At 66.7% G+C, this 14740-nt stretch carries 15 protein-coding genes; 6 read left to right on the forward strand and 9 right to left on the reverse strand.

Going from position 1 to position 14740, the window contains the following annotated elements; translation table 11 throughout:
• Positions 1-24 precede the first annotated feature (24 nt).
• A complete protein-coding gene (locus A3CW_RS0129890) occupies positions 25-435 on the reverse strand; it encodes a hypothetical protein (RefSeq protein ID WP_028206846.1) in 411 nt (136 codons plus the stop codon).
• Positions 436-545: 110 nt separating this feature from the next.
• Positions 546-1454, reverse strand: coding sequence for a LysR family transcriptional regulator (locus A3CW_RS0129895; protein WP_028206847.1), 909 nt, complete (start codon positions 1452-1454; stop codon positions 546-548).
• A 115-nt stretch (positions 1455-1569) separates the two neighbouring features.
• On the opposite strand from A3CW_RS0129895, the gene A3CW_RS0129900 reads away from it, so the two are divergent.
• The 5 genes from A3CW_RS0129900 to A3CW_RS0129920 all read left to right on the forward strand — a co-directional run bounded on the left by A3CW_RS0129900 (position 1570) and on the right by A3CW_RS0129920 (position 7102).
• Entirely contained in the window at positions 1570-2925 is a 1356-nt protein-coding gene (locus tag A3CW_RS0129900; RefSeq protein WP_028206848.1) for an MFS transporter, read from the forward strand.
• A complete protein-coding gene (locus A3CW_RS47965; RefSeq protein WP_051481793.1) occupies positions 2922-3989 on the forward strand; it encodes a hypothetical protein in 1068 nt (355 codons plus the stop codon). Before A3CW_RS0129900 ends, A3CW_RS47965 begins: the two co-directional genes overlap by 4 nt.
• A gap of 75 nt (positions 3990-4064) precedes the next feature.
• A complete protein-coding gene (locus A3CW_RS0129910; RefSeq protein WP_028206849.1) occupies positions 4065-4943 on the forward strand; it encodes a LysR substrate-binding domain-containing protein in 879 nt (292 codons plus the stop codon).
• 158 nt (positions 4944-5101) lie between these two features.
• Positions 5102-6256 (forward strand): pyridoxal phosphate-dependent aminotransferase, encoded by a 1155-nt coding sequence (locus tag A3CW_RS0129915; RefSeq protein WP_028206850.1) that lies wholly within the window; start codon positions 5102-5104, stop codon positions 6254-6256.
• A gap of 57 nt (positions 6257-6313) precedes the next feature.
• Entirely contained in the window at positions 6314-7102 is a 789-nt protein-coding gene (locus A3CW_RS0129920) for an ABC transporter substrate-binding protein (RefSeq protein ID WP_028206851.1), read from the forward strand.
• A 39-nt stretch (positions 7103-7141) separates the two neighbouring features.
• Here the strand turns inward: A3CW_RS0129920 and A3CW_RS47970 are convergent, their stop codons facing one another.
• From A3CW_RS47970 to A3CW_RS0129940, 4 genes are all read right to left on the reverse strand, one after another.
• On the reverse strand, positions 7142-7378 hold the full coding sequence (locus A3CW_RS47970) for a hypothetical protein (RefSeq protein ID WP_051481794.1): 237 nt from the start codon (positions 7376-7378) through the stop codon (positions 7142-7144).
• Between the two features lie 148 nt (positions 7379-7526).
• A complete protein-coding gene (locus A3CW_RS0129930; RefSeq protein ID WP_028206852.1) occupies positions 7527-8849 on the reverse strand; it encodes an MFS transporter in 1323 nt (440 codons plus the stop codon).
• Positions 8850-8976: 127 nt separating this feature from the next.
• A complete protein-coding gene (gene mhpA / locus A3CW_RS47975; RefSeq protein WP_051481798.1) occupies positions 8977-10518 on the reverse strand; it encodes a bifunctional 3-(3-hydroxy-phenyl)propionate/3-hydroxycinnamic acid hydroxylase MhpA in 1542 nt (513 codons plus the stop codon).
• A gap of 73 nt (positions 10519-10591) precedes the next feature.
• Entirely contained in the window at positions 10592-11443 is an 852-nt protein-coding gene (locus tag A3CW_RS0129940) for a fumarylacetoacetate hydrolase family protein (protein WP_028206853.1), read from the reverse strand.
• Between the two features lie 145 nt (positions 11444-11588).
• Here A3CW_RS0129940 and A3CW_RS0129945 point away from each other — a divergent pair, with 145 nt between their 5' ends.
• On the forward strand, positions 11589-12167 hold the full coding sequence (locus A3CW_RS0129945; protein ID WP_028206854.1) for a VOC family protein: 579 nt from the start codon (positions 11589-11591) through the stop codon (positions 12165-12167).
• Positions 12168-12179: 12 nt separating this feature from the next.
• On the opposite strand, the gene A3CW_RS0129950 is transcribed toward A3CW_RS0129945, so the two are convergent.
• The 3 genes from A3CW_RS0129950 to A3CW_RS0129960 form a co-directional block, all read right to left on the reverse strand.
• Positions 12180-12935, reverse strand: coding sequence for an IclR family transcriptional regulator (locus A3CW_RS0129950; RefSeq protein ID WP_028206855.1), 756 nt, complete (start codon positions 12933-12935; stop codon positions 12180-12182).
• Positions 12936-13166: 231 nt separating this feature from the next.
• Positions 13167-13910 carry an acetoacetyl-CoA reductase gene (phbB, locus tag A3CW_RS0129955; protein WP_035514360.1) on the reverse strand — a complete coding sequence of 248 codons (744 nt, stop codon included), beginning with the start codon at positions 13908-13910 and terminating at the stop codon, positions 13167-13169.
• A gap of 278 nt (positions 13911-14188) precedes the next feature.
• On the reverse strand, positions 14189-14740 hold a 552-nt coding region (locus A3CW_RS0129960; protein ID WP_028206857.1), incomplete at its 5' end, for an acetyl-CoA C-acyltransferase.

The raw sequence follows: 14740 nt of genomic DNA on the forward strand, positions 1-14740 counted from the left end.
TGAACGGCAACGCGCAAAAGGCCATCAGCAGGACGGGCTGCCGTTGGCCGTGCAGAACGCCGCGGGCGCACCCGCGATGAGAGGAAGCGGCGTGACGGGCCGCGGCGGTGGCGGCGCAATCCTCACGGCGCCGCACCACGAGGTATGGCTGTGCCCCGCGCTGGGCACGCAGGGCGCAACGGTCGCGCGCAACTCCTCGGCCACTTCCTCGCTCAGTTCGTTGCGCTCGCGCGCTTCGAGCGCGGGCCGCAGCTGGTCGTCCAGCCAGGACGCAAACGCGACGACACAGCCCGCCGCGACGGCCAGCAGCATGACCCGCGCCTTGTGCTCGCGCAGCTTGATGAGCAGGCGCACGGCAGCCGGTCGGCCTGCGATGGGCGCCTCGCGCCCGGCGGCGGCCCGCACTGCCGCTCCTTCGATGATTCTCGTTGCCACTTTGTATTCGTTTTGCTCTTGTGATTGCGCCTGGCGCCCGTATCGAGGCATACGGGTTAACGGCAGGTCGGAGCAATCCGAAAGGGGCGCAACGAAAATATTTGAAAGCCTCAGCGGGCCTCGCGCGAACGCTCCGCAAACGCAAACACGGTTTCGCGGAACCGCGCCACCGCCGGATTGCGCACGGCGGGCTTCGTCACGAGATGCAGCGGCGCACGAAATGCCTCGTCCCCAGCCACGCGGCAGTAGCGCACGCTCTCCTGCTGGTAGCGCCGCATGGAAGCCGGCACGAGCGTCACGCCGCCGCCCGCGGCCACGAGATTGATCGCGGTGACCATGCGCGGCACCTCGTCGACCACGCGCAACTGCACGCCCTGGGCTTCGCAGGCGCGCACGAAATCGGCGTACATGCCTGGGGCGCCAGGCCGCCGCACGAAGATGAACGGCTCGCCCGCCAGGCGCTTGAGCGACACCGCCCGCGTCCCCGCCAGCCGGTGGCCCACCGGCAGCACGAGCAGCATGTGCTCCTGGGCGATGCGCTCGAAGCGCAGTTCAGCGGGCGTCTCGATCGGCTTGCGCAGGATCGCCACATCGACGTGCCCGTTCATCATCATCTCGATGATCTCGGCCGCGTTGATCTCGCTGAGCTCGATGGCGATGTCGGGATGCGCGTCGCGATACGCGCGGATCACGGCTGGCGCGAGCGGATGAAACGCGGCCGAACTCGTGAGCGCCACATGCAGCTTGCCCACCTGCCCGAGCGCCACCCGCCGCGCGTGCGTGACGCCCTGCTCCAGCGTGCGCAGAAGGTTGCGCGCGCAAGCAGCGAACGCCTCGCCCGGCGCGGTCAGTTCCACGCCGCGCGGCTGCCGCGTGAACAGCGCAAAGCCCAGTTCCTGCTCGAGTTCCTGGATCTGCTGCGAGAGCGGCGGTTGCTGCATATGCAGGCGCGCGGCCGCGCGCGTGAACTGGCGCTCTTCGCAAACCGCGAGGAAATAGCGCAGGTGACGTAGCTCCATCGGGACGCTCCGGTATAGGTCTTGGATATGGCAACCCCATCCGATATGTATTTTACATTTGCCGCACAACTCCCTAGTCTGTGAGGAAAATACCAACGACGACCTCCGGAGACATATGCAATCCATTCTCGAAGCAGGCCCGGCGGCGCTCGACGCGCCCCGCCTCACCACCTCGCAGGTGCGCCGCGCCGTGCTCGCCTCGGTCATCGGCAACGGGCTCGAATGGTTCGATTTCCTCATCTACGGCTACTTCGCGAAGACCATCGCGCACGTGTTTTTCCCCGTGCAGAGCAGCTTTCTGTCGATCACGCTCACGCTCGCCACGTTCGCGATCGGCTTCGTCGTGCGGCCGCTCGGCGGCGTGGTGATCGGCGCGTTCGCCGACCGCTACGGGCGGCGCAGGACCTTGTCAGCGCTGATCGTGCTGATGGCGGCGAGCACCCTGCTCATGGGCGTCACGCCAGGCTATGCGTCGATCGGCATCGCCGCGCCGCTCATCGTGCTGCTCGCGCGCATCCTGCAAGGGCTTTCGGTGGGCGGCGAGTTCGCCACCGCCGCCTCGATGCTCACCGAGTACGCGCCGCCCGGGCGCAAGATGTTCTATGGCAGCTTCCAGATGACGTCCCAGGCCGTCGCGCTGCTGCTTTCTTCGGCGTGCAGTTTCCTGCTCACCACGCGGCTGTCGCCGGCGGCGCTCGTCGAATGGGGCTGGCGCGTGCCCTTCCTGCTCGGCGCGCTGGTCGGCCCGGTGGGCTTCTATATCCGCCACAAGGTCGCCGAATCGCCGGAATTCGTGCAGTTGCGCGAGCGCCTCGGCCATGCGCCGCGCCAGTCCTTGCGCACGTTCCTGCGCGAGCGCGGCGACGCGGCGCTGTGCGCGGTCGGCGTGATCGCCGTGGGCGCCGCGACCAACTATCTCTGGCATTCGTATATGCCGCTCTATGTCGAGCGCCAGCTGCATCTGCCGCTCAAGAGCGCGCTGCTCGGCACGGCGGCGTCAGGGCTCATCGGCATCGTCGGCTATCCACTCGCGGGCAAGCTCGCCGACCGCTTCGGCGCTTACCGGCTCTTCCTGCCCGTGACGCTCGTGTGGATCTGTGCCGCCTGGCCGCTCTTCGCGTGGGTCCTCGCCGCGCCCACGCCGGAGCGCGTGTTCGCCGCGCAGATGGTCGCCACCGTCGTGCTGAGCCTGATGTCGGGCGCGCACCCCGGCATGCTCACGCAGCTTTTCCCCACGTCCACGCGCTCCACGGGCGTCGCGCTCTCGTACAACATCGCCGTCACGCTGTTCGGCGGCATGGCGCCGCTCACGGTCTCGACGCTGATCGGCGTGACCGGTTCGCGTATCGTGCCGGCGTGGTACCTCATCGTCACGGGCATCGTGTCGCTCGTGCTGGTTTTTGCGAGCGTGTCGGGCCGGCGTCTGTTTCGCGAGCCCAATGCGTGGCCGGCCGAGTCGGAGCTGGAATGAGCGAGCCGTCCATCGTGAGCGACGTGAGCCACGCGAGCGACCAACGCCCGCGCAACGAGTACCCGGTGCGCGCGATCGGCGACGTCATGCTGCGCGTCGCCACGGCGCAAGGCAGCGGCAGCGTGCCGATGTTCGTGGGCGGCTGCACCGCGAACGAGCGCGCCACGCGTGCCCTCGTGGTGCTGCACGGCCGCCTGCGCGACGCCGACGCCTACCTGCGCTCGACGCTGCGCGCCCGCGCCGCCTCCTCCGCGCATGACGACGACACGCTCGTCGTGGTGCCGCAGTTCCTCGCCAGCGCCGATGTCGAGCATCACCGCGCGCCTGTGGACCTGCTGCACTGGGAATGGACCGCCTGGATGGGCGGAGCCGATGCGCGCGGTCCCGCGCCCTTGAGTTCTTTCGACGCGCTCGACGCCCTCGTCGCGCAGCTTGCCGATCGCTCCCGTTATCCGGCGCTGCGCGAGATCGTGATCGCGGGGCATTCGGGCGGCGCCCAGGTCGCGCATCGTTACGCGATCCTGAGCGCCGCGCCCGAACGATGCGCCCAACGCGGCGTGACCCTGCGCTTCGTGATCGCGAATCCCTCTTCCTGGGTGTATTTCGATTCGTTGCGCCCGCAACCGGATGGCGGTTTCGCCCCTGCGGATCGCACCGCATGCCCCGAGGTCGACGACTGGAAGTACGGCATGCGCAAGCTCCCGCGCTATGCTGCGGCCATGCACGATGCCGCCATGCTCGAGCGCCGCTACATCGGGCGGGACGTGCTCTATCTGGCAGGCGAACGCGATTGCGACCCCGCGCACGCGGCGCTCGACCGCTCGTGCGCGGCCGGCGCGCAGGGACCGCACCGCCTCGCGCGGGCCCGCGCCTACTACGCCTACCTCGCCGCCCGGCATCCACAGTTGCGCCACGCGTGGTTCGAGGTGCCGGGTGCGGGCCACAACGCCGAGGCCATGTTCCTCTCCGAGCCCGGCATACGCGCCCTGTTCGGCGCGCACGCCACGATCGACGCGGCACGCGCGGCAAGCACGGCGCAAAGCGCAGGCGGCGCGGACGATTGAAGCGGGCGGCCGTCGTATCATAGCGGCTCGATTCCCGCCGGCTGCGCGCACTCGCCCGGCCGCCCAACGACCGCCATGAGACGCCTTCCCCCGCTCAACGCCCTGCAGATTTTCGAAACGGTCGCCCGCTACGGCAGCTTTACGCGCGCGGCCGAGCACCTTTGCCTCACACAAGGTGCCGTCAGCCGGCAAATCCTCGCGCTCGAGCAGTACTACGGCCTGCCGCTCTTTCGCCGCTCGTCCAAGGGGCTCACGCTCACCGCCGAGGGCGAGCAACTGCTGCCCGCCGTGCGCGACGGCTTCGGGCGCATCGAGGAAGCCTCGCAGCGTCTCACGCGCCAGCGCACCGAGCTTGCGCTCAAGGTCCCGACCTGCGTGATGCGCTGGATGCTGCCGCGCATCATGCGCTTCCAGAACGAGCACCCCGACCTGCAGATCCAGATCACGACCACGTGGGGACACGAAGTCGACTTCCAGGCGGAGCCTTTCGACGCGGCAATCATCTACGGCTCGTCGCCCGGCGCCGACGTGCACGCGGTGCCGCTCTTCGACGAATACCTCACGCCCGTCTGCACGCCCGAAGTGCTCTCGCGCCGGGCGCTCGTCACGCCCGACGACCTCGCCCATCAGACCCTGCTGCACCCCACGCGCGACCACGCCGACTGGCGCCTGTGGCTCGCGCGCGCGGGCGCGAAACAGGTCGATGCCGATCTCGGTCCCACGTTCGAATCGCTCGATCTCGCGGCCACTGCGGCCATGCAGGGCTTTGGCATCGCCATTACCGACCGCACGCTCGTACGCGAGGATGTCGAGACACGGCGCCTCGTCATGCCCTTCGACCTCGCCGTGCCCACGGGCTCGCGCTACTATTTCGTGTATCCCGAGTGCGTGGCCCAGCAGCAGAAGGTGCAGCTGTTCAGCGACTGGATCGGCCAGGACCGCTCGACGCCGTAGCGCGCCATGAGGGCAGCGCATGGCGGCCATGAGAATTAATCGATTGCACGCGGGCCGCTCTTTCGGCGTAATGGGGCGCTTCGCGCAAGGCCCGATCTTCCGGCAACCTCGCATTTGTCACACCATGCGGCCGCGCGCCGCCCGAAGGGAGACCGACCATGCAGAGCGCCGCGCAGGCCCGCTCGAAGCTGCCCGATGTAGGCACGACGATTTTCACGGTAATCGGCCAGCTCGCCGCCGAGCATCAGGCGCTGAACCTCTCGCAAGGCGCGCCGAATTTCGACCCGAGCGCGAAACTCGTGGATGACGTGGCCGCCGCCATGCGCGCGGGCCACAACCAGTACGCGCCCATGGCGGGCCTGGCCGACCTGCGCGAAGCGCTCGCCGCGAAGTTCGAGACGCTCCATGGCGCGCGCTATGACCCGTCGAGCGAAGTGACCGTGCTCGCGAGCGCGAGCGAAGGCCTGTACTCGACGATCAGCGCGCTCGTGCATCCCGGCGACGAAGTGATCTATTTCGAGCCCGCGTTCGACAGCTATGCGCCCATCGTGCGCCTGCAGGGCGCGCAGCCCGTGGCGATCAAGCTCGCACAGCCGCATTTTCGGGTGGACTGGGACGCGGTGAGCGCGGCCATCACGCCGCGCACGCGCATGATCATCGTGAACACGCCGCACAATCCCACGGCTACGATATTCGGCGAGGACGACATCGCGCGGCTCGCGTCACTCACGCGTAACACCGACATCGTGATTCTCTCCGACGAAGTGTACGAGCACGTGGTGTTCGACGGCGCGCCGCACCGGAGCATGGCGCGCTATCGCGAGCTTGCCGAGCGCAGCGTGATCGTCTCGTCGTTCGGCAAGTCGTATCACGTCACGGGCTGGCGCGTGGGCTATTGCCTCGCCCCCGCCGCGCTGATGGACGAGATCCGCAAGGTCCACCAGTTCATGGTCTTTTCCGCCGACACGCCCATGCAGTACGCGTTCGCGCAGGCGCTTGCCGAGCCGCAGAGCTATCTGGGACTCGCGGCCTTCTATCAGCACAAGCGCGACCTGCTCGCACGCGCGCTGGAAGCTTCGCGCTTCGAACTGCTGCCAAGCGAAGGCAGCTTCTTCATGCTCGCGCGCTTCCGGTCTTTCTCCGACGAGCGCGACAGCGACTTCGTGCTGCGGCTCATCCGCGACGCCCGCGTGGCGACGATTCCGCTCTCGGCGTTCTACACCGACGGCACCGACGAAGGCATCATCCGCCTGAGCTTTGCCAAGGATGACGAAACATTGCTCGAAGGCGCGCGCCGCCTTTGCGCGATCTAGCGCACCGGATTCGAAACACAACGAAACTGCCAGGAACTGGCAGGCAAGGAGATCATCATGAAGCGACTCAACGCGCTCCTCGCGCTGGCATGCGTGTACGGCGTACTCGGCCCGGCACCGGCATTCGCCGATGCGAACCTGCTGCGCTTCGGCGTCGAGGCGCAGTATCCGCCGTTCGAAACCAAAGCCTCGGACGGCACGCTGCAAGGCTTCGATATCGACATCGGCAATGCCGTGTGCGCGAAGGCGGGCATGACCTGCAAATGGGTCGAAACGTCGTTCGACGGCCTGATTCCCGCGCTTCAGGGCCGCAAGTTCGACGCCATCAACTCGGCGATGAACGCCACCGAAAAGCGCCGTGAGGCCATCGATTTCACCACGGTAATCTATCGCGTGCCGAGCCGCCTGATCGCACGCAGTGACAGCGGGCTCGTGGCGACCGCCGCGTCGCTCAAGGGCAAACGTGTCGGCGTGCTGCAGTCGTCGATTCAGGAAACCTATGCCAAGGTGCACTGGGAGCCGGCCGGCGTGACCGTGGTGCCCTACCAGGACCAGAACCAGATTTACGCGGACCTCGGCGCGGGGCGTCTCGATGCGACGCTCGTGCTCGCGCCCGCGGGCCAGAAGGGCTTTCTTTCGCAGCCCGACGGCAAGGGTTTCGCGTTCGTGGGCGACGCCGTGCGCGACGACAAGATTCTGGGCAGCGGCGTGGCGTTCGGCATCCGCAAGGGCGATACGGCCTTGCGCGAGCGCCTGAACGCGGCCATCGCGAAGATCGAGTCTGACGGCACGGTCACGTCGCTCGCGCACAAATACTTCGGCGACATCGACGTTTCGCCCAAGTAATACGCCGCGCGCGAGGGCGGGGGCATGGCATGCGCAAACTCAGCGCCGCCCCTCGCGCGAATTGCGGTTCACGTGGGCGTCGTTCTTCGTGCGCTCCTCGTGCGCATCGGCTCCCCAGCGGTCCGTGTCCTCCTGTCCGTTTTCGATGTCGCTATGCCCCTGGCGGCCCACCGAGCGCGGCTCATGCGGGTGACGCCGCGCGAGCGGCTCGCTGCTTTCGTGCTGCGGACGCTTGACGTTCGCGCCGTCGTCGTCCGGGGTCTCGTGATGCTTCATGGTTCCCTCCTTGTCAGCGCAATGCGCACCCGCGCATTCGCCTGCCGCTTGCCAGTCAGCGCATCGGGCGTGCCCAGGCCACTTGACATCGACGTTGACGATTCGGAGTTCGAAGCCCCGGAAGGCTTTCCTGGGGCAACGCGCACGCCTAACCTGCGGCTGCCGCCGGGCGCTCCACGCGCGAGCGCGACGAAGCGTGCAACCCGAGGTTCGCCACCAGCGCGACCAGCGCCGAGCCGATCACGTACCACGCGGGCGCGGCCGGCGACCCGCTCATGCGCACGAAAGCCGCGCAGAGCAACGGCGCAAACCCGCTGAACACGACCACCGAAACGTTGTAGGCGAGCGCGATGCCGCTAAAGCGCACCTGCACCGGAAAGAGATCGGCAAGCACCGCGGCCCACGTGCCGCTGGCGAGCGAGAACACCAGCGCGGCGAGCACGAACAGCACGACCACGTTCACGCTGTGCGCCGCGAGCGCCGCATAGAACGGCCAGGCAAGTGCGGCGAGCAGCACGCACGACACACGCAGCAAGTATCGGCGCGGCACGAAGTCGCCCGCCCAGGCCGCCGCGAGCAGCCCCACCGAACTCACGAGCAGATACGCGTTCTGGGCGAGCGCCGCCTCGCGCGGCGCGTATTTCAGCGTCTCGATCAGATACGCGGGCATGTGACCGTAGAGCACGCCGTTGAAGCCCGCCATCACAGCAATCGAAAGCGCGCCGCCCACCACCGCGCCGCGATGGTGGCGCAGCGTTTCGCGAAACGGCTGCTTCACCACGGCGCCCTGCATTTGCCGGAATTCGGGCGACTCGTCGAGATTGCGGCGCAGCAGATACGAAACGATCCCGCACAGGCCGCCCACGAGGAACGCAATGCGCCAGCCGTAGCTCGCGGCGTCGGCGGGGGTCAGCGCGGACTGCACGACGAGATTGACGATCGTCGCGAGCATCACGCCCGTATTGATCGCGCAGACGATCACGCCGGCGGCGAGGCCCGCGCGGCGCGGCGCGGCTTCCACCGCGTAGGTGATCGCGCCTGGCATTTCGCCGCCCACGCAAAAACCTTGCAGCACGCGCAGGCCGATCAGCGCGACGGGCGCGGCGACGCCCCAGCGCGCGTAATTGGGCAACAGGCCAATGCAGATCGTCGCGAGCGTCACGACGACGATCGACCCAACGAACACGGGCCGCCGCCCGATGCGGTCGCCCAGGCTGCTGAGCACGATGCCGCCGAGCGGCCGGATGATATAGCCGATGGCGAGCACCGAAAACGTGAGCAGCATGCTCACGAGCGGATCGCTCGCCGGGAAGAATTGCGCGGCGATCGAATGCGCGAAGAAGCCGTAGATCACAAAATCATAGAACTCCAGCGAGCCGCCCAGACTCGCAATGAGGATCATCTTCCATTGGGCCCGGGTCAGGCCGGGCGCCGCAGTGTGCGACGCTGGCAGGGTGGGTGTCGTCTCCATATGCTCTCCTTGTTGATGGACTTGGCGGCGCTTGAGGTTGCAGCTATCGGATCTTCCTCCTGCGCCTCTTCTTCAAAAGCATCGGCCCGGGCAGCCGCGCTGGATTGCGGACCGCCCGGGCGCTGGGTCAAGCGGCCTCGCGCCGCTGCAACGCACGCGCAACGCCTGCGCGTTCGAGCAGCGCTTCGAGTTCGCCCGCATCGTGCGCCACGCCGCCGACGTAGCGGTCGGGCCGCAGCAGCACGGCGCGCGCGCCGGCGTCCGCGAGCCAGGCGCGCAGCGGCTGGCGTGTGGCCGGCACGATCGCTACGCGCTCGCGTTGTGCTGCGTTCGTCAGCGCGTCCTGCGCGTGTTGCGCGAGCGTTTCGTCGACGATCAGCGCGAAGCGATAGCCCACGGCGTCATCGAGGCGCGAGCCGTCTTCGAACACGGGTTGCGGCCCGATATCGCCGCCCGCCGCACCGGTGTGCCAGCCCGGGCCCAGACGCGGCTGGGGCGTGCGAAACTCGCGAATCGCCGCCGTCATCTCGCGGTCGCGCGCGGCAACGGCGTCGCTGTCGGTGGCCTGGATCACGCCGCCTAGCTGCACCGCCGTTTCGATGAACGTGCGCACATGCGGCTCGCGCTCGCTCTCGTAGGTGTCGAGCAGCGTGTCGGGCAGCGCGCCGTCGATCACGTCGGCGAGCTTCCACGCGAGGTTCGAGGCGTCGCGTATGCCCGCGGCCATGCCCTGCCCCATGAACGGCGGCGTCTGGTGCGCGGCGTCGCCCGCGATCAGCAGCCTGCCGCGCCGCCAGCCCTGCGCGATCACCGAATGGAACGTGTAGATCGCCGAGCGTTCGAGTTGCGCGTGCTCGGGCGTGATCCATCGTGCGAGCCGCTCCCAGATCCATTCCGCCGTGCCGATGCGGCGCTCGTCGTCGCCCGGCATCACCATGATTTCCCAGCGGCGGCGGTTGTGAGGGCCGCGCGTGTAAGTGATCGGCCGCGCGGGGTCGCAGTACTGGATCGAGTAGTCGCCGAGATCGGCGCGCTCGCCTTCCAGCAGCACGTCCACCACGACCCAGCGCTCGTGCGATTTCAGATCGGCCAGCTCGGTGCCGATGAAGCGGCGCACGGTCGAGCGCGCGCCGTCGCAACCCACCACGTAGCGCGCCGTGGTGTGGGCGAGGCGTCCCTGCGCCGTGTCCTCGAAGCGAATGCGCACGTGGTTGTCGCGTTCGTCGAGCGCGAACACCTCGTGACGCAAGTGCACGTCGGCCCCGCCGCGCGCGATCAGTTGCGCGCGCAACGCCCGCTCGAGATCCGGCTGATGAAACTTGTAGCTCGCGCACCAGCCTTGCGGGCCGATGCCGCCGGGCCGGGTCCAGTCGATCATCAGCTCGCCGCGCGCGTTCACGAACTTCATGCCGGGGCCGACGAAGAGATTGGGCAGCAGCGTCTGCGCGATCCCGGCAGCCTGGAACACGCGCATGCATTCGCCGTCGAAGTGCACGGCGCGCGGCAGCTGGAACACGTCCTTGTCGCGCTCGAATACCACGACTTTCAGGCCGCGCAGCGTGAGCAGATTGGCGAGCGTCGCGCCCGTCGGCCCGAAGCCGATGATCGCGACGTCATACTCGGGATCCGGATTTGATCTGCAATCCGAATTGTTTACGACATCCTTCATCCCATTCACCTGATCCATGGCTAACTGCGTGGATGACTGCGCCGCCCACAGCGTGCGGGCGGCGTCCTGCGGCTTACGCTTCGTCCGCGACGGGATTCCTGAGCGTGCCGATGCGATCCACCTCGACTTCCACCACGTCGCCATGCTTCATGAACAGCGGCGGATTGCGCTTCGCGCCCACGCCGCCAGGCGTGCCGGTCACGATCACGTCGCCGGGGAAAAGCGGCGTGAAGGTGGAGAGATACGCGATCTGCTTCGCGATGCCGTGAATCAGCATTTCCGTGGTCGCGTGCTGCACTTCCTGGCCGTTCAGACGCGTGACGAGCGTCATCAGCGCGTTCGGCTCGATCTCGTCGCTCGTGACCATCCATGGGCCGAACGCGCCCGTGCGGTAGAAGTTCTTGCCCGGTCCCCATTGGCCCGTGTGGCGCTGCCAGTCGCGCACCGAGCCGTCGTTGTAGCAGCTGTAGCCGGCGATATGACGCCACGCGTCGGCCTCGGCGATGCGCCGCCCGCCCTCGCCGATGATCACGGCGATCTCGCCTTCATAGTCGAACTGCGTGGACTCGCGCGGACGCAGCATCGGCTCGCCCGCGCCCACCTGCGAAGCCGGCAGGCGCATGAAGATCACGGGCTGCTCGGTGGTCTCGCGGTTGGTCTCCTTCACGTGCTCCGCGTAGTTCAGGCCCACGCAGAAGATCTGCTGCGGATTCGCAATGACGGGCTCGAGCGTGACTTCGGCGAGCGGATAGTCGCCCTTGCCTTCGCTCGCGGCGCGGTCCGCTTCGGCGAATGCGCCGGCTGCGATCAGCGACTTGAGGTCGGCATAACGGCCGCCAAGGCGCTTCTTGAGGTCGAACACCGCGCCGTCGCGCACGACGCCGAACGACGAACCTTCATGGGTGGAAAAGCTGGCGAGTTTCATGATGCTCCAATGATAAAAAGTAAGTTTTCGCTAGAAACGAGACGCGCATTTTTTGATGTGTTTATCGTATTTTGAGAATACACTACGTAAAACTCGCCACACAACTTGATTTTTATCAGGGTTTATCACTACCACTGGAGACAGCATGACTCTGCCGAACACCGAACCAGCCACGAAGCGAATCGGCCTCACGCTCAGCCATATGGGCTTTTTCGTGAGCGACATGGCGAAGGTCGAAGACTTCTATACGCGGGTGCTCGAATTCACGGTGACGGACCGCGGCACGCTGCCCTCGCCGCGCGGCACGGTCAACCTCGTCTTTCTGAGCCGCGATCCGCGTGTGCATCACCAGATCGTGCTGGCGAGCGGCAGGCCCGAGCAGTTGCCGTTCAATCCGATCAACCAGATTTCACTCGAGGCGGACAGTCTCGCCACGCTCAAGCAGTTTCACCGGCGCTTCGTGGAGGAAGGGATGGAGGAGATCGTTCCGGTCACGCACGGCAATGCGATCTCGTTCTACGCGCGCGACCCGGAGGGCAACCGGCTGGAGATCTTCATCGACACGCCGTGGTACGTGGATCAGCCCATGCGCGTCGCCGTGGACTTCACGCTGCCCGACGACGCGTTGCTAGCCGAGGTCGAACGCCATGCGAGCACGTTGCCGGGCTTCCGGCCACGCGCGGTGTGGGAGAGGGAGATGGCGGTGCGCATGGGCGTAGCGTGACGCCGCGCCGCTTTATGCCTCGATCAATGCACGCACGCGCGTGGAAATGCGCGCGGCGGCTTCCTTCACGGCCTCGACCACGCGCTCGAGGTTGAAGAATGCGAGGCGCTGCTCGGGCACGACGAGCGCGAGCGCGGCCACGGCTTCGCCCGATGCGTCGGTGAACAGCGGCGAAGCGACAGCGGACATGCCCGCTTCGAGTTCGCCCTTCGAGAGATAGAAGCCCGCGCGGCGGATCTTGAGCAGGCTCGCGCGGAATTCTTCGAGCGAGCCGCCGAGTCCGCTGGCCGCAATGTCCTCGGGGTACTGCTCGAACAACGCGGCGAGCTTCGCCTTGGGAAAGGTCGAAAGGATCGCCTTGGGCGCGGCGCCAAGAAAGAGCGGACGCGGACGGCCACGTCCATAGCGGAGGTCGAATACGGCGTCGTGCGATTCCCGGTGGGTATCGACGAGTTCATTGCCGTACCAGCGCGACATCACGGCATCGAAGCCCGACTGCTCCGCCAGCTCGCGCATGACCGGCTGCCCCGCCTTCAACAGCGGATCGGATATGCGCAGATGGTAGTCGAGTGTGATGATGCGCGGGCCGAGGCCGTATTCGCCGCCCACGAAGCGCAGCAGCATGCCCGTATCGACGAGTTCGCGCAGATAGCGGTAAGCGGTCGGCACCGAGCATTGCAGTTCGGCCGCCACCTGGTCGGCGGAAAGAAAAGGCCGCGCCTCGGAAAAGAGTTCGAGGATGGACAGCAGTTTCGCAATGCTCGACAAAGGCCGGTCTCCGGTCACGCGTGGGGTGGCCAATTATAGCGGCACGATTGACCGCGTTCGTGCCCCGTAAACCCGGCGGCACCATGCAAAACCGCCGCATTGCAGGGCACGCTTTACACGTCCCCTGCAATGCGGCGGTCGGTATGGATTACCGGTGCCACATGCACCCGCGCATCGCCTTGGCGAAATTCGCCTGACATCATTCATTCGGGATGCATGTTTAGCATAGCTTTACTGCATATGCTGGCCGCCGTTGATAGGAATATTTGCGCCCGTCACAAAGCCCGCTTCGTCCGAACACAGGAACAGCACGAGCGCCGCGACTTCGCCGGGGTTGCCGAGGCGGCCCATCGGGATCTGCGGCAGGATCTTCGTGTCGAGAATGTCCTGAGGAATGGCGGTCACCATTTTCGTGGCGAGATAGCCCGGCGAAATGGTGTTCACGGTCACGCCCTTGCGGGCCACTTCCAGCGCCAGCGACTTCGTGAAGCCGTGCATGCCGGCCTTCGCCGCGGCGTAGTTGGTCTGGCCGACCGAACCCTTCGAGCCGTTCACCGACGAAATGTTGATGATGCGGCCCCACGCGCGCTCGACCATGCTGTCGCACAGCGGCTTCGAGATATTGAAGATCGAGTCGAGATTCGTGCGCAGCACGGCGTCCCAGTTGACCTTGTCGAGCTTGCGGAACGTCATGTCGCGCGTGATGCCCGCGTTGTTCACGAGAATATCGACAGGGCCGATCTCGCTCTGGATCTTCTGCGCGCCGCGCTGGCACGAATCGTAGTCGGCCACGTCCATGCCGTACGCGTGGAATTCGCGGTCGGTCTCCTTCATGCGCGCCAGCCAGTCCTTCGCGCCGGCGTTGTCGGGCGAGTGCGTCACCACAACGCGATAACCCGCATCATGCAGTTTCACGCTGATGGCCTCTCCAAGGCCTCCCATACCACCTGTCACCAATGCAATACGATTAGTCATCCTATATATCCGCGAGAGTTGAGCATCAATAAAACCGTGGCGTTACGCGTTATGCGTGCAGGCGCCACATACACTGTTGCCCGGCTTCTTCCTTCCACCCAGGACGAAGACAAGGCGAATGCCGCGCGGCTTCTGGTCAATTTCTAGTATTGCGCGTGGTTGCTGCTACTGGCGGCTCGCCGCTGCTTCTCGCGCGACGAGCCGCTTGCTGCCTGGTTACTACGCTGCTTCCCGCCTGGAAAGCGGGATCAAGCTGGAGCAAACGGGATCAAGCAGGATCAAGCGCGCTCGAGCGCGAGCGCCACGCCCATGCCGCCGCCGATGCACAGCGAGGCCAGACCGCGCTTGGCATCGCGGCGCTGCATTTCGTGCAGCAGCGTCACGAGAATCCGGCAGCCCGACGCGCCGATCGGGTGTCCGATCGCAATCGCCCCGCCGTTCACGTTGATCTTCGACGTGTCCCAGCCCATCTGCTTGTTCACGGCCAGCGCCTGCGCCGCGAATGCCTCGTTGATCTCCATGAGATCGAGGTCGTTCACCGACCAGCCCGCACGCTCCAGCGCACGCTTCGAAGCCGGCACCGGACCCATGCCCATCACCTTCGGATCNACGCCGCCGCTGGCGTACGCCTTGATGCGCGCGAGCGGCGTNAGGCCCAGCGCNTCGGCCTTCTTCGCCGACATCACCACGACCGCGGCNGCGCCGTCGTTGAGGCCCGACGCGTTCGCCGCCGTCACCGTGCCTTCCTTGTTGAACGCGGGCTTCAGACCCGCGAGCGACTCCGCCGTCACGCCGTGGCGCACGAATTCGTCGGTCGCGAACTGCAGCGG

This window comes from Paraburkholderia nodosa DSM 21604 (assembly GCF_000519185.1).
GTDB classification, from domain to species: Bacteria; Pseudomonadota; Gammaproteobacteria; order Burkholderiales; family Burkholderiaceae; genus Paraburkholderia; species Paraburkholderia nodosa.

Excerpts from the sequence above, each read along its gene's own strand:
- A3CW_RS0129895 (WP_028206847.1), bottom strand. The coding sequence starts at position 1,454 with ATGGAGCTACGTCACCTGCGCTATTTCCTCGCGGTTTGCGAAGAGCGC.
- A3CW_RS0129900 (WP_028206848.1), top strand. The coding sequence starts at position 1,570 with ATGCAATCCATTCTCGAAGCAGGCCCGGCGGCGCTCGACGCGCCCCGC.
- A3CW_RS47965 (WP_051481793.1), top strand. The coding sequence starts at position 2,922 with ATGAGCGAGCCGTCCATCGTGAGCGACGTGAGCCACGCGAGCGACCAA.
- A3CW_RS0129910 (WP_028206849.1), top strand. The coding sequence starts at position 4,065 with ATGAGACGCCTTCCCCCGCTCAACGCCCTGCAGATTTTCGAAACGGTC.
- A3CW_RS0129915 (WP_028206850.1), top strand. The coding sequence starts at position 5,102 with ATGCAGAGCGCCGCGCAGGCCCGCTCGAAGCTGCCCGATGTAGGCACG.
- A3CW_RS0129920 (WP_028206851.1), top strand. The coding sequence starts at position 6,314 with ATGAAGCGACTCAACGCGCTCCTCGCGCTGGCATGCGTGTACGGCGTA.
- A3CW_RS47970 (WP_051481794.1), bottom strand. The coding sequence starts at position 7,378 with ATGAAGCATCACGAGACCCCGGACGACGACGGCGCGAACGTCAAGCGT.
- A3CW_RS0129930 (WP_028206852.1), bottom strand. The coding sequence starts at position 8,849 with ATGGAGACGACACCCACCCTGCCAGCGTCGCACACTGCGGCGCCCGGC.
- mhpA (WP_051481798.1), bottom strand. The coding sequence starts at position 10,518 with ATGAAGGATGTCGTAAACAATTCGGATTGCAGATCAAATCCGGATCCC.
- A3CW_RS0129940 (WP_028206853.1), bottom strand. The coding sequence starts at position 11,443 with ATGAAACTCGCCAGCTTTTCCACCCATGAAGGTTCGTCGTTCGGCGTC.
- A3CW_RS0129945 (WP_028206854.1), top strand. The coding sequence starts at position 11,589 with ATGACTCTGCCGAACACCGAACCAGCCACGAAGCGAATCGGCCTCACG.
- phbB (WP_035514360.1), bottom strand. The coding sequence starts at position 13,910 with ATGACTAATCGTATTGCATTGGTGACAGGTGGTATGGGAGGCCTTGGA.